Raw genomic sequence first — 22,536 nt, forward strand, 5'->3', positions numbered from 1 at the left:
CACGGTGAGCTCAGCCCACTTTGAGCACGAGCGATTGAGTTGAGGTCTGACCGCCCGAGTCCGTGAGCGACGCGACGATCGTCGGCGGATTCGTCGCCAGTTCTCGGATCACAATGACTCGCACAACGAACGTTTGGCTCTTCGTTCCCGCGCTCACCACCACGGAAGACGGCAGCGAAATGTAGGGTTCGTATCCCCCCGCGTTGCTGACTGAGAGTTGGACCGTCGTGTCAAACAGCGGGGGATACTGGAGTGTCACCTGACAGGTCGTGCTCTCGCCCGTCAGCGTGGAGCGAAACACAGGGTCGATGATTTGCGTGAATGCGTCGGGTTGGTTGGCGAGCGTGAACTTGCTCACGTTCGCAGCGGCCGTCGCGAGATTGCCTGCAACGCTCGATGCGGCAGCGGGCGCGGCACCTGAAGCAATCGTGGTCGCCGCGGCCGGCGCAACGGTCGCTGCCGCGCCCGGCGCGACAGCCGCAGCAGCACTCGGCGCAACCGTAGCAGCCGCGCCCGAAGCGTTTGGCGCAAGCGCGTCGCGCACGGCTGCCCCGACTTCCGTCAGCGGCGTGATCGGCCCCGCGCCGACTGCCGGCGCGACCGCCGGCGTATTTGTTGCGACGGTGAGCGACTCGATCTCGAGAGGCGGCACGAGCGTGAACCAGCTTTCGAAGTCGCTGCTTTGCGCGCCCTCGCCCGACGGCAGTACGAGATCGATCCGCGGCGTCTTGCCGTCGAGCGCCGTGCCGGGCTGACCGAGCGCACGACCGTCGAGGTACAAGGTCTGCGCGCCGGACGGCGCAAAAATGAACCGTCCCTTGAGCGTCACGCGGATGCGCACGAACAGACTGCTTTGGGCAAGTTGGAGCAGATCGTAATACCAGGCCACGTTGGGCATCAGGGGTGGGCTCCACTTGAAAACAGGCGTGCTGCCCTGTTGAGCGACGGTCCCACTGATCTCGAGCACAGGGGTCGCAAACAGCAGCGATCCCGCCCAGATCGACTGGAACTCGCGTTTTTCGAGCGCGCTAATCGGCACGTTCGCTTCGACGACAAAGTTCGCCGAGGTCAGCGCCACGCTCGGCGCATTGTCGAATGTAACGAGGAGGCCCTTTTGAAGTAACTGCGCGACGGTATAAATACCGTCGTTCGGCCAGTTGATGTTAGTCACATGCAGCGCAGGCACCGCAGCAGCGGGCGTCAGGTCGATGAGAGGATAAAAGAGTTGCCTGCATGGTTCGACCACGAATTGCCGGTCGGTAATGTGAATACAGGCGAGCGGCGCGCGGTGTATCGTGGTTTGATGCGGCGGCTGGAAGCGTGAGGCGTCGCTGTCGGCGGGCGGCCACTCGACATTGCCCGTCGCTGTACGCGCCGGTATCAGCCAGTAGTCTCCCGCCGTGTAGGTGCCCGTGGTCGTGAAGCAGATCTGGATGCCGTTTTCCAGATCGATCCAGTTGCCCGCCGACAGCGGTACGCCGTCGGACGATGCCGAAGGTGTGAACTGATCCCAGCGACGCAGCTTCGCATGACCCGCCACCACGTCGAGATCGATCGGCAACGCGTCAACGTTCGCGTCGAACGTCACCTTCAGGTCGGTGGTGTCGATTCCTTCGATCTGCCGCAATTGTCCGGGCTGATTCGGCACGAGACCGAACTCGTTGCTGTCGTCGATCAGCTCGACCCATTGCGTGGGCGAAAAACCGAGATTCGCGTCGGGACCAAGGCTATCCACGTTGACCGAGGACGCGCTTGTCGACACGACAGAGGTCACGACCGAACCGTTGTCACGCGACCACTTGAACGTTGCGATTTCCGCCGTCCCGCCGTGATGAATCTCCACCCGATACAACTGGTTCTCCAAGCCACGATAACCCGCCGAAGGCACCGGCAAGCAAGGGCTCGCGGTCGTGTCGGCACTGCCTGTGAGCACGCCCATCTTGCCAGGTGTAACGGGCTTAGACGCGAGCGCCATCTGTTGGCAGCATGAAAGCGCTGGCGTTGTGTCCTGCGAGGTGCCGTCCTGTGTTTGCACCGTGGCGCTCTGCGTGCCGACCGGCCCCGAAACACCGACCGCTCCCCCGGATGAGCCGAGCCCCGCGGCACTGTCGATCAGTGATGTGCTAGTCGCCCGCGACGTGACGGCATTCAGATTCGACGACCGGTTGGACGCGGCCGTGAGCGCAGTAGTCAACGCCGGGTTCAGGTTGGCGATACGGTTGGTCAGCCCGAGGCGGCTGAACGTCGAACTGTTGATGCTCGACCCGGCGGGCGCGGACGCCGTCGTGGACGAACCTTCGGCGAAGACCTGCTCAACCACGACCCGCCAGACGGTCTGCAGGCGATCGGTCGTGTCGGCTTCGCCGAGCGCAACCTCCTTGATGCCGGGGTCATCGATTGGCGTGACGACGCGCTGCCACACTTCCAGATAGACCTGGAGCGCGCTCAAGGTGCCCCGACGCAACGCCGTGAGCATACTGGCAATGCCAGTCGCGCCCAGCAGATACGGTTGCGTGGCGTAGTCGCCCGGCGCGGGATTCTCGCAGAGCAGTCCGTCGACATAATAGCGGCCAGCCGAAAACGTCAGCGACGACTGGTCGGCATTCAGCGCGATGTCAAAACCCGCATGATCGATCGGCCCGCCCGACTGTCCGACGATGTCGATGGTCTCGGTCTTGCGCAGGTGCTCGTCGATCGCGCGTTGTTCGTTCGCGTCGGAATCGAGTTCGACCCGGCCTTGCTGGGTCAGGACCGACGTATAGTGCCTTGCGCGGTTGAAACGAAGCCGACTGAAATCGCCCTTCATGGTGTTCCCCTTCGAACTCGCTCCGGTCACGACGGACCGGCGGCGATTCAGATCAGATGTGCGCCAATGCCCACGTAACCCTGGGTCAGATCGTCGTCGACATCGCGTTCGTCGATCGCCGTGCAAGCGTCCGGTGCGCCGGACGCCGCCAATGCGGGCGCGGCGCCGGATGGATAGCCGTAGTAGGCGAATCCGGCACGCGGGCGCCGCCGCTCGCCACGCGCGGGGATCAGGAAGATGCCCGCCTCGAGCGCGAACGGCAGATATTCTCCAAGCCGCGTGAACAGGTTCGTGACCGCCTGCGTTTCGTCGAGCGAGTGATAGACGCCGAGTTGGCCCTCGTCATCAGCACCCTGCCAGATCGCAATCGGACAGGCGCCGGATAGAAGCCCGTAGGAAGGCCGCCCGAAACGCAGCGACACGAAGTGCGGCATCAACGTGCCCTCCTGCTGCGGCTCGCCCTGCACGCACTCGTAGTGGCGCGGCAGGAGCGCCAGCGCGGGCAGATAACAAAACCGCACACAGCCCGCCTGCCTGCGGGTGCACCAGAGCGCCGCGCGCCAGCTTCCGGAGAGTCGCGCACGCGCAAGAAAGATCGAGTTGGACGCGAGTTCCATCATGTACGTGTGCACCTTGCCGATCACCGTACTGTCCTCGACGTGCAGCGTCGCGCCCTCGCCTAGCCCGTCGAGGCCCGCGAACGCCACGCCATGGGGCGAGGTCGCGTCGACAATCGACGAACAGATCCGCACGATACTGGCTGCCGGCGTAACGAGCAGCGGCCCGCTGATGGCGTTCACGAGGCAGACGGTCGCGCCCGGCGAACTCACGACGATCGACGGCTCTCCCGGACGGAGCGGCTCGTTGTCGCGGGCGATGCCACGGCCCGGCACGAGCGTCGAGTCGAGGATGCGCAGCGTCAGCGCGCCACTCGACACGCTCACACCACCTGCGAGCTGCACGCCGCTCAGGCACAGTTCGCCCGCAGTGGTCGCGTCGCTCGCACCGCCCATGGCGTCGATATCGCCGAAGAGCGTCGCCCGGCTGCCCGTGAAGCCAGGTACGAACGCCCGATTCGCGTCGACGTGCGACTCGCCCGCGACGATCCAGAGTTGACGGCCCGCGCCGATCTTCACCGCCTGCGCGCCGCTCAGATCGATGTGTGCCGTGTACATGTCGAGCAGCACGATACGACCCGTGCGCACCGCGGGCGGCAGCGTGTTCCATAGCGCGACCGCGTCGTCGAGGCTGTCGGCCGTCGGCACGCCGGACGGCGTCTCGTCACCGACCACGATCGTCCAGTCGAATCCGTCTTCAGGCATCGCGAGATTCGGTGTACGGTCGTAACTGCCACCGCCGACGTGAGCCGGAAAGCCGTAGCAATAGTCGAGTCTCACATCGGCGGGTGGGACGTCGGCCGACGAAAACGCAATGCGCCCGAGTACCGGATCGAGCGCGACGTGGCCGGCGGCCGGCGTGGGCCACCTGTCCAGCGCGTCGCTCGCGAGGTCGCACACGCAGATTTCGCACCGCGGCACGGGTACGCCATCGCGGATGATCCGCACGCTGCCGGCATCGTCGAGACTGCCGTAGAAGGTCGCCGGCGCGTCGAAGAACTCCCGCCGGCTGATCGGCTGCGGCACATTCAGGCGCGTGGAAAGCGCGGCGAACGGCGTGATGCCGGAAGGCTCATTGAAGAGCGGCATGTCGTTGCCGAGCGGGCTGAACATGAAGCGGCGCCCGTCGATCCGGAACGCAGGCTGATTGCGAACCGGACAGGCCTGCCAGCGCCACAGGAACGCGCCGGCCTCCGGTATGTTGTAGCGTCCCGCGCCATGCAGCAAGACGTCGAGCGGCGCGTTGTCGGGCGCATCGGCGGACGCCGCCCTCGAGTCGCTCATCCGCGCGCGTGGTGCGATGCGCCGCACGTCGATCGTGCGGTTCGAGTCGTCGAACGGCATGGCCGCGGCACTGATGTTCTCCAGCGCAGTCCCATGCCGCAAGTTCAGCGTGCTTGCGTGGTGAGGGCGCAGATGATGCATGCTCTCTGCCGTGATGAGTCTTCTGAAATACTCGACGACGTGCGTCGGCCGTCCGGTCACATCGCGTCCGATCTGTTCGAGCGCGACGAGCGTACCCTTGCGACGCCGATAGCCGATCGTATCCGCGACCTCAGAGCGCGACGCGGGCGTGATCGCCTGCCAGCCGACGAGATCACCGATATACGGAATCACCCAGGGAGAACAGGTCTCGATGAAGGCGTCGTCATAAAGGCCGTCGAGGTCGTTCTGCAGCACGGCCACCTGCTCGCAGATCACGCCGATCAGACTCTTCAGCGGCTCGCCCGCCGCGGCGTCGCGAGTGCGGAAGATCGCCGGCAGCAGCGCATAGACTTCTTCGACTCCGAGACTCATGACGGCTCCCTCATGACCACGGTTGCAGCCCCTTCAACGACGACGTATCGAGCAGCATCAGTTCGGCGGGAACGATCGCCTGCCGGTCGCCCGGCACCGGTGAAAAGGCGGGCAGGAAATTGAGCAGCGGCGCGCCTGGACTGACGCCCTGATCGTCACGGTTGAACACGGTGAGCCGGACTGCCTGGACCCCCGGCACCTGCATCGCAACTTTGACGATCAGGCTCGCCGCGACGCCTTCGCCGAGCGCGCGCGCATCGAAACCGAAGGCCAGAGTCAGCGCGTCGCGCACGGCGGCGAGCACGGTGGGCGGATCGTAGTTCCACGCATCGACCTTCACGTTGCCGCCGAGCCGGAACCAGCGCGGCTGATAGGACATCGCCCGGATCGGCACATAGGGAGAACCGTAGCGACGGTAGGCCGCCACCAGATTCGCGAGGGTCGTACCAGCCGGATCGAGCACGTCGCCATCGGCGCCCGCGGCGGTGACGAACACGCCACGCGTGCGGCCGAACCAGGTCCAGGTCGCCAGAGCCTTCGCGATGCCGGAGAACGCCAGCGCATAGTTCTCGTAGTCTTCGAGCGACACCACGCGTCCAATGGTCTGTACGAGCAACGGCGCGCTCGTGCGCGCGTCGGCGAGCGTGGCCGGATCGGCTCCGCCCGAGGCCGACGCCGGATTGCTCGCGGACTTCAGACCCGCCGGGCGATCGAGCGGCTGGTTCAGTTGTCCGGACGGCACATTGCCGGCTGTGCCGATGCCCTTGCGATACACCGCGCGCACGTTCATCTGTCCACTCGGCAGGCGCGCTCCGTGCACGCCGTCGCCGAACTGCACGGTGACCGTACCGTCCTGCGCCATGCGCGTGACGAACACGCGGGCACGGTTCGATTGATCGAGAAGACTCGCCACCTCGTGCCACTGCAATTCGTTGACCCAGATTTCGAGGGTCGATTGACCGCCCTCGCCGTTCGACGTGCTGACGTAGGTGAGCGGACTCTGCTTCAGTGTGAAAGTCTGACCGGCCTGAGTACCGTCGCCGTTGCCCAGCAACTCGTTGACCGTCTGCCCGTTGCTTGCCTCGACGACGTTGGCATTGACGGCGAACGTCTCGCGGTCGTAAATGCGAGCGAGGGGCGCGGTGAAAACGAGCGTGGTACCCGTGCCGTTCTTGTCGAGACTATCCAGAACAGCGGCCTCACTGGCAGACGGATCATTCTTGTCTGGCGGGACGAGCACGGTCTGCGACGGGTCCACATAGAGCATGCCGGGCTGACCCGTCGTCGTGATCACGCTCCATGCGTACAGGCTCGTGAGGTTGGCGAGCGCGCTCGAAAGCCACTGCAACGCGGGCGGCACGGCCACCTGCACCGGCGGATACGAATCGAGAATAAAGGTGTCCCCGGCGTTGAGGAGAATCGGTGCCTGTCCGTCGGCCGGCATCAGGTACGCGCCCGCCTGAATCACCGTGATTCGTAACCGCTTGCCCGAGATCGCGACCGTGCGGCCGGCCGTCAACCGCTGGCCACCGCCCACCTCCACCGAATCGCCGAAGATCGGCGTGAGCATGCCGGCCTGAAGGGTCTGCGGCGTGCCCGCGCTGCCGCCGCTAGCCGTGCCGTTGTCGATCGACGTTTGCGTCACGGGCTGGTCGGCCACCGTGAGCGATTCGTTCTGCACGAACGCGACCGTCATGCGCGGAGTGGGTGTCACGAACTGCGCGAGTGTCTGCTTCGCTTTCGTGCCATCGGGTGCATGCAGCGTGACTTGCGTCGCCTTGGACGAAATTGCGTAGAGGTCGAAGGCACCTTCGGCCACGCCCGTCACCTGATAAAACTGCGACGGCCCGCCGTCGGCCACGAGCACGATCCAGGTCGGGTTGGCTGGACTGCCCGAAGACACGATGCCCTGGTACACCTGGTCGAGCGTAATGGTCGTGCCCGACAAGGTCGATGCGAAGTTCCAGTCTGCGATCGTCGGAGTAGCCGGCGATCCCGCCGGCGTGAACGTACCCGACGGAAAATGGGCCAGCGTCTGGTCGGCAAGCAATTTTGGATCGGGCGCGTTATAGCCATACAGTGCCGCGCGCTTTCGCATCGCATAGAGTGTCACGCTCGTCGCCGACGCCAGGGCCGCGGCCAGCGGCGTATCGAGCGATATCTGGGTGCGCTGCCTGGCGGAATCCACGCTCATGCCGACCACGTGGCAAAACGACCAGTTGGGACTGTCGGCGTTTTGCACGCAGTCGTCGTCGGCAATGAACAGCACGCCGTCTCCCACCTTGAGCCCGGTCGAGGTGCCCGCGAGCCAGATAGCCGGGTCGTCCTGGTCGGCGGCCGAGGCCACGCTCGCACCTGAAACGGCAGCCGAAGCCAGGGCCGCCGCGGAATTGCCGATCAGCGCCGTGAGATCGACCGGCCCGGTCGTGGTCGCGGCAAGCGCGTTGTGTGCAACGTACGCGGTCAGGTCCGCGGAGGTTTCGAAGGTCTGCGGCGACTGTCCGGCGCCAGGCGTGCTCTGCACACGGCTGCCCGATGCGATCACCACCGGGTCCGGGGCGCCCGGCGCATCGTTCAGTGTAAAGGCGAGCGGCGCGGATGCCGCCACGCCCGGCGAGGGCTGATAGCCAACCAGCCGCGCGAGTTCGAACACGGAGCGCGTGACTGTTGCAGTGCGCAGATACGCTTCGTTGGCGGCACGCTCCTGGTAGAACGTGATGATGTCCGACACGAGCGCCCATGCGTCGATCAGCGCGATCGAGAAGTCGCCGTCATCGCGCGTCGTCAGCGCGCTCAGCGCTCCATACTCCCGGTTCGAGAGCGCCGCGATCATGCTAGCCTTGAAGGTGGCGAACACCCCCGCGCGATAGACGATTTGCGCAAGCGCCGGCCGGTTGTAGATGGGCGCGGGCGTCTCCCGGCCGACTCCTTCGCAACAGCCGCACAACTGAACCGACGCGGACTCGCAGGAATTGCTCATTTTCCGCCGTCCATCGTGAGCGTGAGATAGCCGCGATCGAGCCGGCTCGGGTCGTTCGCGACACTGGCCAGTTCCAGCCGGTTCATCGTGATGTAGCCTCTTGCGACTGCGTCGCTCAACGGATCGTCGAGCCGCTGGAAGGCCAGAGCATTGACGGAAGTCACGCCCTCCACGGCCTGCACCGCTACCAGCAGCGGACTCAGATAGACCGTCTCGCCGAGCGAGAAGTTGACTGGCGCGAGCAGGCCCGGCGTGCCGTCGCATACGTCGCCGGAAACCAGGATGCGCGTCAACGCCTGTCGCACGTCGGTACGGAAATGCTGTGAATCGACGCACACGTGCAGCACGATCTTCAATCCCACGATCACGGCCGCCTCGACTTCGAGGTCGGTGCCGGCCATGCGGAAAAGATCGAGGCGCGTCAGCGTGTCGTCGATCATCGTCGTGTCCGCAACTTGACCTGCGGACGGTTCGAGCGTGACGAAAGTCGTCCGCCAGCTTCCGGTCCAGCGAAACCTGCCTCGCGCAGCCTTGATACGCGAATCGCGCAGCGCGACTTCGCCGTAATCGTCCTCTGTGACGGCGCGCATCTGCGTGTTGAACGCGACGGGCGCGGCCTGGCGGATATGTTCCATCGATTCCGCGTCGACGCCGCCTGCCGCCGGCAACGGATTGCGCACCCCCTGCACCGCCGCGTCGTTCGACACGATGTGCGCGAGCGCGTCGCGCCCGACGTTGCCTGCGCTGCCGTTGCCGATCCAGTAGTCGGCGCTGAACCGCGTGCCTTCGAGCGGCGCAACGCCCAAAGTATCGTCTCCGAAACGGAGGAACGCCGTCCCATCGCGCTCGATCTCGACGACAAAGTTGTTGCCGGGCTCGGTCTGGCCGAGCAGCATTGCCACCGGCGTCCAGATTTCATTCTGGTCGTCGACGAGGCTGATGAGCGGAACGGCCTGCGTATCGACACCGGGCACGGGCGGCGCGGGCGCGGTCAGGGCGGAGGCCGGCGCACTCGGGTCGACAGGTGCCGCAAACGAGAGCGGCTGGCCAGCAAGCGCCGGGTAATAACGCGGCCGCGTCGTGATGGTTGCGCTCGTGCCGCAGCAGTAGCCCGCCGGATCGCCGACGGGCGCGGGCGGCGCGGCTGGCACCGGATCGAGGAGCTGCGGCTGCGCGATCCGCATGCCATGTCGGCCGGCCACCACATTGCCGCGCGCCACGCTCACGTTCTCGAGCTCGGTGGTGGTGGTGCCATTGTCGAAAGTCGCCGAGACGCAGAGCGGAAACGGGAGTGCGTCAGAAGCTTTCCAGGCGATATGCGTAATCGCGATGTTGTCGACCGGATCGATGAGCGTGTCACCGAGATAGTCAGTGGAGCGGACGGCGGTGAGCCGCACGGCCCAGCGATGAGTTTGGTCCGCGTCCTCAGGCTGACCCGTATTCGGGCCGAGTACTTCTTCGAGGACCAGCACGTCGCCCACCTGCAGATTCTTCAGCGTGCCGACCAGCGTTGCCTCGGTCGCGCCCGCCGGCAGACAGCAGTCGGCATCGCTCCAGGTATGGAACTGCATCGTGTCATGCGTGGAGAAACACTGCACGTCGGCGAGCGTCGTAAACACGCTCGACGCGCTCCGCGCAAGCGCGTCGGCCTCTCTCGTGTCGGGCGCCACGCGTGGCAGCGCGCCGGCGACACGCGAGTAGACCTGCGTGCCCGCACGCACGATCGCAGCGGGCTGGTCGTCCGTGACGGCGTCGGTCTGCACGAGCTGGATCTGCAACCACACGTGCGCGCACGAGCCGTCGCTCACCGTATAGTCAACGAGCCGCGCATGCCGCCGCAGTGAGACACGGCTCCTGGCCGTACCGAGATACGCCTCCGTGCCAACCGCGTCTTGCCGGTAGCTGAGATGGTCGGCCACGTAAGCGAGCGCTTCCACGACCGCGATGCCCGGATCGGCCGCGTGCTGCTCCGTCCAGTCGGGCATGAGTGTCCACATGCGGTCGAGCATCACCTGGCGGAAGCCCTGAAAGTCCTTTGCCAGATAGTTGATGTCCGGCGCGCTCAGAGCTGGCGATGGACAACAGTTGTCCACCTTGCAGTCGCCAATCGTCGGGCAGCCCGCCTTGAACGAAAAATCGATCCTCGCGAGCGCCGGGTCGAATCCGTGCGGCGGCCCCTCGATGTGCGGATCGCCACACGTGGCGAGATGGTGCAACGTCAGCGTGTACCCGGAGAAATCTCCCGTTTCGTTGACGGTGACGATGACCCGGTTCGGCGCGTCAGGTGTGATAGCAAGCGAGTTCGCGACGATACCTGAGACGGTCTCGCCGCCCGTGATCACGAATTCGGCGGCCTGAAGCTGCGCGAGACGTTCGCACTTCAGGAAGACGACATGCAGTTGCGTCGGCGTATCGGGGTCGACTTCGAGAAAGTCGATACCGTTGAGGCCCGCGTGTCCCAGCACGCGCGCGCGGCGTACCTTCTCGGCGCAGAAGTAGATCATGGCGCCCCCGCTCCGAACACGAACTCGGAGGTCTGCGGTTGCTGGGTCTGAATGACCGTGTACTGCACCGTGATCAGAAGCGTCGAATCATTGTTGTCGACCTGCACCGATTGCACCTGAATCAGATCGGAGAGCCATTGCTGCAATCCTGCCTTGATGATCTGCTGCAAAGCTGCCGCGAGCGTGTCACTGTTGGGCGCGAACACCAGTTGTGCCGCCCCGCTGCCGAATGTCGGCCGGTTCACGCGTTCACCTGGCGAAGTCAACAGCACGAGTTCGACCATGTCCTCGATATGGCGCGGCAGATCCGAAAGCTGCGTGCGCCCGGACAGATCGAATCCGTAAGGAAAGCTGAGGTTCATGTCAACTCACTCATCCAGTCAAGATGGCAATCGCGCTCACGTTGCCAGCACTCTCGTCTGGCACACGAGCGGCACGAGCGGCGTGCCCGTCGGAGCGCATACGGCCTGCCCGGTCTGAATCACGAGGGGCTGGCCGAACGACGTGACGCGTGTCGCGCCCACTATCCACTGCGCCGTGACGCACGGCCCAGGCAGAGGCGGCACGAACGGACAGCCCGCGATCAGATAAGGTCCGCTGATCGTCACAGTTGGCTGGCCGCTCACGAGCACGTTGGCATTCGGCACGCTCGGCTGCGCCTGCCCGGCATGGGCGCAGAGCACGGTCGCTCCCACATGCAGTAACAAGCCTGGCATGATCGTTCACCTCGCTTTCATGTGCGTTCGCGCCGCGCTCAGGTCACGACCAGCGCGCCTTCGTTGACCGTCACGCTGGGCCCTGCGAGCACGATGGTCGCGCCTTGCCCGTTGCTGATCGTGATACCTGTCTCGTTGATCGAGATCAGCGCGCCGGTCGCGGTCTTGAGCAGAATTCCGCCCGTCGGCCCCGGCATGTCGCTCACCATCAAGGTAGTCTGCAGCATCGTCTGCAAGACGAGTTGCTGCGTTCCGGGCGTAGCCGCCAGAGCAAGCGCCGGCAGTTCCGCAGAGGATCCCCAGTAGCAGCCCGTCCAGACCGGATAGTCCGGATCACCCTGTTCGAACTCGATCCACACGCCGGCCCCGATCGACGGCACGACCAGCTGTCCGGCCTGAATGCCCGCGAACGGAACGCACGGCATCGCCCATGTGCCCGGCACGATGTTCGTCACGTCCGGGACGGTCGCCATCAACCGACCCATCTGCATGGGGTCGATGTTGTTGAGCACCGTGCCGCGGTACTTGCCAAAATATTTCTGCAATTGCGCCTCCTCTGTCTCTTCGCATGACGGTGGCGCTAGAACAGCGTCGGCACCACGGGCAGTGTGCTGATGAGGCCGTTGCGCTTGAGCGTGAAGTTCTGCTTGTATGCGCCGCGTGAAATGGTGTGCGTCACGCCTTCGACGTAGTGCAGGCCATCGTAGGCGAGTCCGGCGCCGCGCACGCCCACGAGCTGTCGCGCCTTGAGCACCTGACCGTAGCGCAATACGTCGATCGTGCCCGTGCCTGTCACCACGTCCGCACTCGCCGAGGTCGCGGCCATCCCCTGCATCAGGGCCTGGCCTGGCTGGAGCTTGGCGGTGTCGAGGGAAAACTCCACGCTCTGCGGCGTCGCGATAACGGCACCGAGGGGCGGATTGAGCGGCGTAACAGGCGGAATGGCGACCGGAATCGGCTGTTTGCTGATGGGCTCCTGGATATACACGACGAACTCCTTCGCGCCTTCGGGTGCATACGTAAAGTTGAGCGACTCGCAGTTGCTCCAGCTGTCGAGATTGATCGCGAGCGCGGGTTGCGGCACGCCGAACTTGATTTCCGGTCCCCAGTACGCCTGGCTCACGCCGGGCAGCGGTCCCGGTTCGAGGTAAAAGACGTAGCCCGCAGCCTTCGCGAGCGCGCCAATGTAGGCGTAATCGGTGCCGCGCTGGCTCGCGAACCGCTGCACGGGCGTTTCGACGTCAGGCACGATGGCCGGAATCACGTTCGGTGTGACGCCGAACACGGCGTACTTCGCGAGCATGAGAAGCACACGGGCGTCGGTCGTCATGCCGGGATAAGGAAAGCCGTCGAGCGCCTGCAGGTCCATCAGCGCCCCGAGGTCCTCGCCCATCACAGTGAGCTTCGCCGCACCGTTCGCGCCGGGCTCGACCTGGTGATGCTTGACGACGCCATCCATCAGCACCTGCGGCAAGCCGTTCACCGTCACGACGATCACCACCCGCAGCACCGGCAGCGGCGCGCCGCCTGTCAGTAGGAAAAGCGTTTGGAGCGGTGAGGAATCGGCGAGCGTGAACACCAGCTTGAAACCGCTGCGCTGACCCGCTTGAACCTCGACTTCGATCGACGTGAGTGCGTCGACAACCGGCTTCGGCGCAGGCACGGGAACCATCGGCCCGATCAGAAGAGAGACGTAGACACCGTTGAGCACGCTAGCCTCCCTTGGGTACCGCGGTGGCAAGCGGAATCGCAATGGAGCGGCCCGGTTGACTCGTGAGGTCATCGGGGTCCATCGCGAGGTTGGCGTCGCAGAGCATCCAGAAGAGTAGCGGATTGCCCAGGGTTTTCGCGGCAATGTTGTCCAGCCGCGCACCCTGCGCGACGACGAATTGCTGGATCGACGTGTACTGCTCCGGCTGCGGCACGAGACGGCGTGCGAGATAGCGCACAACGGTGCCGTCGGCTTGCGTGTACGACAGCGTCGACACGCCATAGTAACGGCTGTCGGGCGTGGTCGGCGAACCGATCTGCACACCCGCCTTGATCAGTGCGCCCAGCGAATCACTCATTGCAAGGCTCCCGCGCCGAGATCGGCGATGGTGTTGAGTGTGTTGGCTGCCGCAAGCGCCTCCTTGCCGATCTGGTAGATCATGTAGAGTGCGCCCGCCGGGCTCACGAAGTTCACATCGGTCACGCTGAGAACTCGCATGCCGAGGTTCACCTTCGCGCGAATCGGGTTGAGATTCGGGTCGAACGCTTCTTCCGTGATGTCGAGTTCCGTCACGCGCACCGGAATCACCCGCGTCGCGCTCCAGACGAACAGCGTGAGTGCCGACTCCATCGGCACGGCTTCGATCGTGCCGAGCAGGCTCAGTGCCTCGTTGACGATGATCCGCACGCTCGACGGATAGACCAGCATCTCGAGCGCGGCGAGTTGCGGCTGAATGCCGAATTGCACGGCCAGTGGATTCTGAGCGGGAAATTCGAGCTGGTCTGTGGCGTCGAGTTCGGCGCTCAGGTTGATGGTCTCGATCGGCGGCCCCTTCAACCGCAGCACTTCCGAGCGGTCTGCGGGCTCTGCAACGCTTTGCGGTTGGAGCTTGCGCGTGAGCGAATCCGGGTTGTACTGCAGGATCACCGCGCCCAGCGGAATCGCCGTGTCCGGATCCAGCATCACGAGGCCGCCCTTGAGCGTGCGAGGAGAGATAGCCGACATTCAGTCGCCTCCATCTAAGTCGGGATGCGTGGTCTTGGGTTCGCTGACGCGTTCGGACTCGTCGAGCCCTAGCGCCCGGAAGATCGCACGCGCGATCGCGCGACCGTCGGCGTCGGGCACTCCGGTCTGCACGAATTGAGCGGCAGCCGAGCGCAACGCGCGTGCCTCGACGTCCGTGCCGAGACGCGACAGGCTCACGCAAAGCAAGTCGAGTTCAGCCCGCAGCGCGCGCACGACACGCGCGCGTTGACTCCTCGCAAAGCCGTCCAGCACGAGGGTGTCGATGTGCAGGTCGATGACATGCGGCGAAACGTGCGGCGCCGCCGTCTGCGGGACGCTGTCCGCATGTCGCGACGGTGCCCTGGTGTCGCGCCGCGTACGCCAGTGCGTGACGTCACGCCGCGGCAGGCCCCAGTCCGGCCGACTCGACGGTAAGGAAGGCGTGGGTTTCATAGCCATCCTTGCGTCTCCGATGCGGTGAGCGGCCGTTCGAGCTTCGCGTATTCGACGTGTGCGGCACGCAGGATGTGTTTCATCTGCACGGGCACGTCCTCATCCGCCGCGAGATAGGCTGCGTGCATCGCGATGTTATGAATGATGCCGCCTGCCACATTGAGTCGTCCGAGCTTGCCGAGATCCAGATCCTGGGTCGGCGTGGCCGCCGGATAGGCACTTGCCCAGATGCGCTCGCGGCTCTCGGCGTCGGGGAACGGAAAGTCGATCACGAAGCGGATGCGGCGACGAAACGCGTTGTCGATGGCATGCTTCATATTGGTCGTGAGGATCGCAAGTCCGCGATACGACTCCATGCGCTGTAACAGGTAGCTGACGTCGAAATTCGCATAGCGGTCGTGGCTGTCTTTCACCTCGGTGCGCTGTCCGAAGAGTGCATCAGCTTCGTCGAAGAGCAGGATGGCACCGCTTTCTGAGGCGGAGTCGAAAATGCGGCGTAGATTCTTGGCCGTCTCGCCGATGTATTTGCTCGCCACGGTCGCGAGATCGATCTGGTACAGATCGAGTTCGAGCATCGCGGCAAGCGCCTCGGCGGCCATCGTCTTGCCGGTTCCCGGTAGCCCGGAGAAGAGCGCGGTCGTGCCAAGGCCGCGCGAGCAGTATCCGGCGAACCCCCAGGTCTCGTGCACGGTGCTGCGCTGACGCACATGTGCGGCGATCTGGTCGAGCAGGCTTGCCTGCTGGGCCGGCAACACGAGGTGCAGACATTCGTCCTTCGGCTCGATACGGCGTGCAAGCTGCTCCATCGAATGGCGCGCCTGCTGGCGGCAAAAATGCCAGAATGCATGGTCGAGCGGCGCATCGGGCGAAGCGTCGTTCAAATCGCAGGTGAGCATCGTCACGGTTTCGATGCCCGCAAGATCAAGGCGGAACTGTTCGGCGCTCACGGACACGCGTCCGTTCATGCGCTCGGCAAGCGGCCCGAGCCGCGCCTCGATAAACGCGCGCCGCTCGGCCGGCGGCAATTCGGGCACGTCGATCCTGATGGCGTCGAAGCTTGCCGGCAGCGCGTCCTCAGGTAGTTCGAGCAACATCGGCACGTCAATGCGTTCGACGAACGACGCGAGTTGGCGCAGCGAGTCGGTCGGTTCATCGAAGTCGCCGCACTGAATCGTGAGGACCGCGCCCGTCAGTCGTCCTTCGCGGTTCCACAGCCGCGTGATCAGTTCGCGCTCGGCCACGCCTGTCGGAATGTCGGTCACGCGCAACGAGAAGCGTTCGCGACCCGCAAGCGCGCAGGCAATCGCTGCGGCCTCGTTGCGGCCGCGCGCGGAACGCCCGAGCAACGCGACGCACGGCGCGGCGCCCTGCAGCGCACGCGCGGCAGTCACCACAGCGGGCTGTAAGAACGCCGGCACGTCGGATAGCTCGGCGAATGCGGGCTCGCAGCGTCGCACGATGCCGTCGAGACGCGCGTCGAGCGGATCGAGTCCCGCGAGATAGTGGACGATGCGCTCGTCGATGCAAAGCGGGCTCGTCAGGAGCGTCGCGCCAGGCTCGACGTCGACCAGGTGCCAGTAGCGCAGCGGCCTGTCGCGCGTACAGGCGCTCCAGTGCGAACCCGGCAGGATCGCGAGCGCAAGGCTGAAGGTCGGCTGGGCACGGCCGGGTTCGTCGAAGACTGCGGCTAGAGCCGGCATGAAGGCGCTGTCGAGTTCGACGCCCGCGCACAGCACCAGCAGGTCACGCTCGAAGGCGCTCAAGCCGAGCCGCGCCGTAAGCGCCGCGAGTGCGCTGGCGTCGTCGGACGGCGTCGGCGGCGCGTCGGCTTCGATCGCCTGTCCAGACCCGCCGTCCCCGCCCTGTTTCGCGCGTGCCGCGACGAGCATGCGCAGCACACGCGCGAGCTCCGCCGCGAGAGCGGCCTGGTTGGCCTCTGGCCAAGACGGTGCGCGCGCGTTCATGGCGCCGTCACCGTGATCTGCGGCACGAGCTGGCCGTGGGTCGGGTGCGTCGTGTCCTGGTCGATGTAGAGCTTGCTCTGTGCGCCGTCCACGCGCAGATAGAGCGGCACGCTGGCCTCCGGCTGCACGAATGGGAAGTCGGCAGGAATCGGAATGTCCACGCTCGACGAACTCGGCGGCCCGCTTGCCGGCCGGATGTCGATCGGCAGTTCGGACGTGCCGATTACGAGCGACACCGACTGCATCCGACCGATCTGCACGTCAGTCTGCACGGTCAGCGTGGTGCCCGCCTTGAACGACCCGGCCAGTGGCGAGAGCACCGTTGGTGCGAGCGTAAAGGACGCGAGGTTGGACGTGGAGCCGACATGCGGCGTCGGCGGATCGCCAAGCGCGATCGACTGCCTGACGGCCACCGTTGCGATGCCCGCGGGCAAGCTGGCGGGCACCTGCACGCGCAGCGCGTTGCCCTGCACCTGAGCGGGCGCGACGGGTACACCGCCGTCGAAAGAGACGCCCGTCGATGCCGGCGTATCGCCGATGAAATTGCGCCCGCGCAGCGTCAGGATGTCGCCGGTTCTCGCGATCGCGGGCGAGACGTCCTCGATGACCGGCTGCTGCCACGGCACCGCCTTGATATGTCGTTTCTGCACGGGCGGCCCGAGGCGCGCCGCGTCGCGGCGCTGGATCAACACGACCGACGCCTGATATGCGACCGTCGGGCGGTAGCTCACCTGAAACGCCGTCCACATCTTCGACAGCTCCTCGATGCCAAGCGGCTCCTGCACGAGCTTGATCAGTTCCACCTGATCGGGCAGCGTCGTCGTGGCAAGCGCCTGCTCTTCCGGCGCCGGTTGGGCGATCGGCTTGGCCATTTCGGTGAGCGCGGTTTGCAGGATGTCCCGGGTGAGGACAGGCGTCTCATGCCAGATCTGCATCGCCCACGCGAGCAACAGCTCGCCGTCAAACGGATTCGGGCCGTATACGGACATCATGTAATGCAGATTGAGCGCGAGCGGTGGATTGGCGATGCGTTGCCCGCTCGCGTCACGCGAAGGCAGCCCTTCATTGCACCAGCCGGTATTCGATGAGAGCCGGTAGAGAAAGAGATTCAGTTGCGCCTTTTCCTCATTTCCGATCAAGATGCGATCGGGCGGCAGCGCGGTGATCGTCGCATTGGCGAGCTGACCAGGGAGCGCGGACTGCGCGAGCGCGTCCTGCAGGATCGTGCGCATGACCGCGGTGACAGCCGCGACGGCGAAATAGTCGCTCACGAGTGACCTCCTCGGGAGCGTTGCAGATAGGCATGCAACGACAGTGCCGCATTCGCGGCCGACGGCGCGGCGGCCGGCGTCGCGCGCATAGGTGCGGCCCGGACTTCGACGCGGCCGATGCTCACCTGCACGCGCGGCACAGTGGTATCCGCGGACTGGGCGAAATGCGGTGACACCGGCGGCAAGCGTGGCACGCCAGGCGACGAAGCTTGCGCCTCATACGCCGGCGCAACCGCCGGCAGCGGCGCACTTTGACGGGCCGGCGCCTGCGTCACGTCGCGCTTCTCCTGCTGAAGCGGCGCTTCAGGTTGCCACCGTCCAGTATCACGGCCACGCAATGCCTGTGGTTCCCTCGAAGGCGCGGGCTGGCTCTGCACGAACGCCGGCTCGACCGGAACCGTGCGCAGCGACACGGTTTCGTGTACGGCAACATCTGGCTGCGGCATCGAGACCGCGCCCGGGCGAAGCGGGACGGACACGTCCGCTTGATGCCGCGGGTCGGCAGGTGCATTGGCAAGGGCGCTTCGCACGTCGCTCGATACCACGGGCGGCAGATCGTCCGCATGGAAACGATCCGGTATCGGCATGGGATCCGGCATCGGCGTTGACGTCGGCGCTCGAATCGCAGCCGGTGACGGTGGCAGCGGCAACTCGTGCCCGCGCAATGCAGTGCTCATCTCGACGCTGGCGTGCGCACGCGTCGACGTGTCCGCATTGTCAGACTCCTCTGGCTCGACGTAACGAGGTGCGAAGCGCGGTTCAAGCGCTGGCCGCACACCGGAAAGCGCCCCGCGTGCACGGTCGAGCAGTCCGCCCAGCGCAGTCTGCATAGTCATAGACCCACCCGTTCCAGATACGCTTGCCTGCGGCGTCGATGCATGCGCAGCACAGCGGCCTCCGACCATCCGTAGGCCCAGGCAAGCGCATGCACATCATCGAGCAGACGTTGCGCGTGATGAACGACCTCGCGCCACACGAAGGAGGCGGCGTCGAACGTCTGTGCGTCGTGGCGACCGCATGCGGGACAGTCGAACTGCAACACTATCGCTGCCGACGCGTGGAGCGTTTCGAGATATGCGCCCGCGTGTTGCCGCAATTCAACCGGCCATGTCGATGGCGGCTCGAGGTGCCCCTGTTCGTTTTCGACCTGCACGCAACGTTCGATCAGCACACGCAGCGCCTCGCTGCCGTCGGTTTCGCGAGCCGCTACGCACAGATCCTCGCTAGACGCTTCGCGCAAGCTGAGTCGGTAAGCACCGAATACCGTGTCGGACGGGTTCGCGCAAGGCGGCTGCAATGCCTCGGTCGACGCGGCGAACTCCAGCGCCGCGCTGCACTGAGCACAGTCGAAACGGCAGTCGAGACGTGCGCCGAAGCTCATTGCTCGCATCTGCAACAGCAGCCTGTCGCGCGCCGACATGTCAAGCGCTGCGAGCGCGGCCCGCGAATGCTCCGGACAAGCCACTTCGAGCATCGAGAGTGCGCGATGCAGTGCCGGCAGGTGGGCGGGCGAACTGCCCCGCTCCCATGCGAGCAGCAGATTCTGAGCGTGCAATGGACGCATTTCCCGTCTCATCGATCAAGTGGCACCGCCCGTGACAAGCTATGACCCGGCTGGCGGCGAGGCCCGGTCGGCACCGCGTGTCGCCTATGGCGACAAGGTCGGCTCGGTAGGTTCCTTGACCTGGGGATCGCGTTCGAAACCTTCGTTCTCGAGCTTGATATGCTGCAACGCGACGGCATTCGCGTTGGCGTCGAGATCGGGGAGTGCCTGAAATTCCGACACCCAGCAGCGGTAGATCTTGTAAGCGAGCGCCAGTTGCCCGGCCTCGTTGTAGACCTCCAGAATGATGTCCTTGCGAAAGTCCGCTAACGAGACTTCAGCGCCGAGCCCGGCATTCAACTGCCAGACCTTGTTCGCCCAGAGCTCAAACTCGGGATCGTGCGTAACGCCGCGCTCCAGCGTGATCGCTTCGAATTTCGAACGCCCCGGCGACTTGCGGCCCGTGCTCGGATCGCCGCCCTCGCGATGTTCGACGACTTCCGTCGTGCGCTTGAGGCCACCCGTCACCTTGCTGATCCCGGCGACGTATTTGTTGTCCCACTTGAGGCGAAATTTGAAATTCTTGTATGGATCGAATCGCTGTGCATTGACGGTGAACTCGGCCATGACGCTTACCTCCGCGAGGGAATCTCCGAATCAGGTCTGAACCTGCCCTGCCATCTGCTGAATCTGGATCACGACGAACTCCGCCGGAATCAATGGAGCGAAGCCGACGAGCACGTTGACGACGCCGCTGTCGATGTCGTTTTGCGTGGTCGTCTCGTTGTCGCATTTCACAAAGTAAGCCGCATTGGGCGACTGTCCCTGGAACGCTCCCTTCCTGAAGAGTCCGTTCATGAATGAGCCGATGCTGAGTCTGAGCGATGCCCACAGCGGCTCGTCGTTGGGTTCGAACACGGCCCACTTGGTGCCGCGATACAGGCTTTCTTCCAGAAAGAGCGCCAGCCGGCGCACGGGCACGTACTTCCACTGGCTCGCCTCGGCATCCGCGCCCGCGAGCGTGCGTGAGCCCCACAGCACCGGCCCGTACAGCGGGAAGTTGCGAAAGCAGTTCACACCGATCGGATTCAGAACGCCGTTTTCAGTATCGGTCAACTGGTTGTGATAGCTGAACGCCTGGACGCCGGTCAGCGATGCCTCGGTACCGGCAGGCGCCTTCCAGACGCCGCGCGATCCGTCGATACGCGCAAACAGCCCCGCGACCACGCCGCTCGGCGCAAACGTGCGCAACTGATAGTTGTTCACCGGATCTGGCAGACGTAGCCGCGGGAAGAAGCACGCGCCGTTTTCCGGAGGTGTGATAGCCATGCTCGTCTTCCAGTCGAGCGCGGCCGTCACGGTCGTCGCATCGGGAGGCGGATCGACGAGCAGGAACGCACGCCGCTGCTGACAATAGGCGATCGCGGGAGGGAAGACATCGGCGCCGGACACGTTGGGATCGGGCGTGGCCGGGCTGCCGGCAAGCGCGCGCGTCGCGTCCGGTATCACGAGCAGGTTAAAGAGGTCGACCTTTTCCAGTGCGTAGATACCTTTGAACGAAGCCGGGTCGCCGACGAGATCGGCCGAGAACGGAAGTTGATTACCCGGGTCCGTGCCGGCCACGGACGTCTTCTGCCCTTCGATCGCATTGCCCGTCCCGAGCGCGTAATGTGCAACGTTGGTCGGGGTGACATCGAGCCCGAGCGGCGCGGCTGCGGTTCCGCTAAATACGACTTGTGCATCCGGCAACGTAGGGATGCTCGCGACGGCGCGCAGCACGTCGTCCGCATTGCTCTTCGTCGCAATGAAACGCAAGGTCGCACCGTTCCAGTTCAGCGCGACCGCATTGGCGAGGGCGCTCTGAACCTGGGAAGCAATCGCCGCGGACGACACCGGTATAGGCGCATCCTTAAGAAGTACGTTCACGTCCTTGATGTCGGGCAGCGAATTCTTCGGCTTCGGAACCTGTAGCGTCAAGGTGTAGTTTTTGTCGATGAGCTGGGGCGTGGTCTTGGTCTTGTCGAAGAAGAGCAGTTCTCCGCTGTTGCGTTGGATTCTTTTGCCGAGTACTCCCGAAACCTCCGGTGTGTTCTTGCGCAGCGGGTTCGTTGGATCGGCGGCCTCGCTCATCTTCACCAGTTGCGATCCAGTATCGAAGTCGTTGATCACGTTAGCGACGTAGTTCTGCCTCGTGCCATTGAGCGAGACTTGCGGAAACGTCTCGACCACGTTTCCCGAGAGATTCGTTATGGTCACGTTGAATGTACTGGGGTCGACGCCGGGCAGCGAGAAGTCGATGCCGTCGTAGTCGATGTCGATCGTGATCTGGCCATTCGCCCAAACGCCACTGGAAAGTGCGGTGAACGTCAGGTCGATGGCGCTCGCACCGGTCACTTCGACGCTCGCCGGCGTCGCATTGTGATGCGGCACGCGTATGACATACCCTGTCGTTCCGCCGTTCAGAAAGAACTGCAGGACCGCATAACTGAGTTCGCTGTCGATTGCGAGGCCGCCGAACAGACGCGCGAAGTCGGAGAAGCTGTAGATTGCTTGCGCCCGGTTATCGATTCCCGTTGCCGTGTAACCGACGAACGCGGTGATCGATGTCGCCACGCCCGTGATGTTGTGCATTGGATTCTGCAACTCGACGATGTAGACGCCGGGATACGTGAGCGTTGCGGGCATGGCGAAGTTCCTTTTCCGAGAAAGCAAAGCAGGTTGCACTGTATCCGGGCTACGGTCGGTCCGGCGATGCCGCGAGTCCCGATCGCCTCACTGCGTGGCGTTGCCTGCAACGCGAGCTCGTTCGTACAACACCGGGCCACCCGGCAGCTCGCTCTGCGCGAGGTAGCCCTCGTCAACGAGTTGTCCCAATGCGAGGGCGACATCGGCGAGCGTCGCGTCGCTGCACGCTACTGGCAGCCAGAAGCTCAACACTCCATTGACGGTATCCGCGGCGCCGGGATGGTGAACCAGATACGATTCGATCGAATCCCGGATACGCTCCACACGCGCTTCTTTGCTATTCACTTGAGCACCGGCTTGTGGCTCATTACAGGCAAAGCGCCCGATGCAAACTCCATTCCATTTGGCGACGGACGACGGATGCTTGCCTGTAGCGACTCCTGGCGCCCGCCTGAACGTGCAGCGGGTCAATGCGAACCCACCC

18 protein-coding genes are annotated in these 22,536 nt (G+C 64.7%); all 18 read right to left on the reverse strand.

The features are described 5' to 3' along the window. Nucleotides 1-10: 10 nt before the first annotated feature. Nucleotides 11-2,806: a DUF6519 domain-containing protein gene (locus HV770_RS24955; protein ID WP_175163970.1), complete on the reverse strand. Its 2,796-nt coding sequence runs from the start codon at nt 2,804-2,806 to the stop codon at nt 11-13. Nucleotides 2,807-2,853: 47 nt separating this feature from the next. Further along, complete coding sequence (locus HV770_RS24960) at nt 2,854-5,220, reverse strand: hypothetical protein (protein ID WP_175163972.1); 2,367 nt, start codon at nt 5,218-5,220, stop codon at nt 2,854-2,856. A 10-nt stretch (nt 5,221-5,230) separates the two neighbouring features. Then, nucleotides 5,231-8,200, reverse strand: a complete 2,970-nt coding sequence (locus tag HV770_RS24965; protein ID WP_175163974.1) for a baseplate J/gp47 family protein — start codon at nt 8,198-8,200, stop codon at nt 5,231-5,233. Further along, the gene (locus tag HV770_RS24970; RefSeq protein ID WP_175163976.1) at nt 8,197-10,704 is read right to left on the reverse strand and encodes a baseplate J/gp47 family protein; all 2,508 of its coding nucleotides are present in this window, start codon (nt 10,702-10,704) and stop codon (nt 8,197-8,199) included. Before HV770_RS24970 ends, HV770_RS24965 begins: the two co-directional genes overlap by 4 nt. Beyond that, on the reverse strand, nt 10,701-11,066 hold the full coding sequence (locus HV770_RS24975; RefSeq protein ID WP_175163978.1) for a GPW/gp25 family protein: 366 nt from the start codon (nt 11,064-11,066) through the stop codon (nt 10,701-10,703). The genes HV770_RS24970 and HV770_RS24975 overlap by 4 nt, the downstream gene beginning before the upstream one ends. A 36-nt stretch (nt 11,067-11,102) precedes the next feature. Next, on the reverse strand, nt 11,103-11,420 hold the full coding sequence (locus HV770_RS24980; protein WP_175163980.1) for a hypothetical protein: 318 nt from the start codon (nt 11,418-11,420) through the stop codon (nt 11,103-11,105). Nucleotides 11,421-11,458: 38 nt separating this feature from the next. Beyond that, nucleotides 11,459-11,965 carry a phage baseplate assembly protein V gene (locus HV770_RS24985; protein WP_175163982.1) on the reverse strand — a complete coding sequence of 169 codons (507 nt, stop codon included), beginning with the start codon at nt 11,963-11,965 and terminating at the stop codon, nt 11,459-11,461. Nucleotides 11,966-12,000: 35 nt separating this feature from the next. Then, nucleotides 12,001-13,131 (reverse strand): hypothetical protein, encoded by a 1,131-nt coding sequence (locus tag HV770_RS24990; RefSeq protein ID WP_175163984.1) that lies wholly within the window; start codon nt 13,129-13,131, stop codon nt 12,001-12,003. A 1-nt stretch (nt 13,132) separates the two neighbouring features. Further along, the gene (locus tag HV770_RS24995; RefSeq protein WP_175163985.1) at nt 13,133-13,489 is read right to left on the reverse strand and encodes a LysM domain-containing protein; all 357 of its coding nucleotides are present in this window, start codon (nt 13,487-13,489) and stop codon (nt 13,133-13,135) included. Further along, nucleotides 13,486-14,136, reverse strand: coding sequence for a hypothetical protein (locus HV770_RS25000; protein ID WP_175163987.1), 651 nt, complete (start codon nt 14,134-14,136; stop codon nt 13,486-13,488). Before HV770_RS25000 ends, HV770_RS24995 begins: the two co-directional genes overlap by 4 nt. Further along, nucleotides 14,137-14,595, reverse strand: a complete 459-nt coding sequence (locus HV770_RS25005) for a hypothetical protein (RefSeq protein ID WP_175163990.1) — start codon at nt 14,593-14,595, stop codon at nt 14,137-14,139. Beyond that, a complete protein-coding gene (locus HV770_RS25010; protein ID WP_175163992.1) occupies nt 14,586-16,553 on the reverse strand; it encodes an ATP-binding protein in 1,968 nt (655 codons plus the stop codon). The genes HV770_RS25005 and HV770_RS25010 overlap by 10 nt, the downstream gene beginning before the upstream one ends. Then, nucleotides 16,550-17,824, reverse strand: coding sequence for a Pvc16 family protein (locus HV770_RS25015; protein WP_175163994.1), 1,275 nt, complete (start codon nt 17,822-17,824; stop codon nt 16,550-16,552). The genes HV770_RS25010 and HV770_RS25015 overlap by 4 nt, the downstream gene beginning before the upstream one ends. Then, on the reverse strand, nt 17,821-18,660 hold the full coding sequence (locus HV770_RS25020; protein WP_175163996.1) for a hypothetical protein: 840 nt from the start codon (nt 18,658-18,660) through the stop codon (nt 17,821-17,823). Before HV770_RS25020 ends, HV770_RS25015 begins: the two co-directional genes overlap by 4 nt. Continuing rightward, nucleotides 18,657-19,388 (reverse strand): T4 family baseplate hub assembly chaperone, encoded by a 732-nt coding sequence (locus tag HV770_RS25025; protein WP_175163998.1) that lies wholly within the window; start codon nt 19,386-19,388, stop codon nt 18,657-18,659. The genes HV770_RS25020 and HV770_RS25025 overlap by 4 nt, the downstream gene beginning before the upstream one ends. 84 nt (nt 19,389-19,472) lie before the next feature. After that, a complete protein-coding gene (locus HV770_RS25030; protein WP_175164000.1) occupies nt 19,473-19,994 on the reverse strand; it encodes a phage tail protein in 522 nt (173 codons plus the stop codon). A 30-nt stretch (nt 19,995-20,024) separates the two neighbouring features. Continuing rightward, on the reverse strand, nt 20,025-22,052 hold the full coding sequence (locus tag HV770_RS25035) for a phage tail sheath C-terminal domain-containing protein (protein ID WP_175164002.1): 2,028 nt from the start codon (nt 22,050-22,052) through the stop codon (nt 20,025-20,027). 87 nt (nt 22,053-22,139) lie between these two features. Continuing rightward, nucleotides 22,140-22,397 carry a hypothetical protein gene (locus tag HV770_RS25040; RefSeq protein WP_175164004.1) on the reverse strand — a complete coding sequence of 86 codons (258 nt, stop codon included), beginning with the start codon at nt 22,395-22,397 and terminating at the stop codon, nt 22,140-22,142. Between the last annotated feature and the right edge of the window lie 139 nt (nt 22,398-22,536).

The organism is Paraburkholderia fynbosensis (genome assembly GCF_902859935.1).
Classification (GTDB): Bacteria; Pseudomonadota; Gammaproteobacteria; order Burkholderiales; family Burkholderiaceae; genus Paraburkholderia; species Paraburkholderia fynbosensis.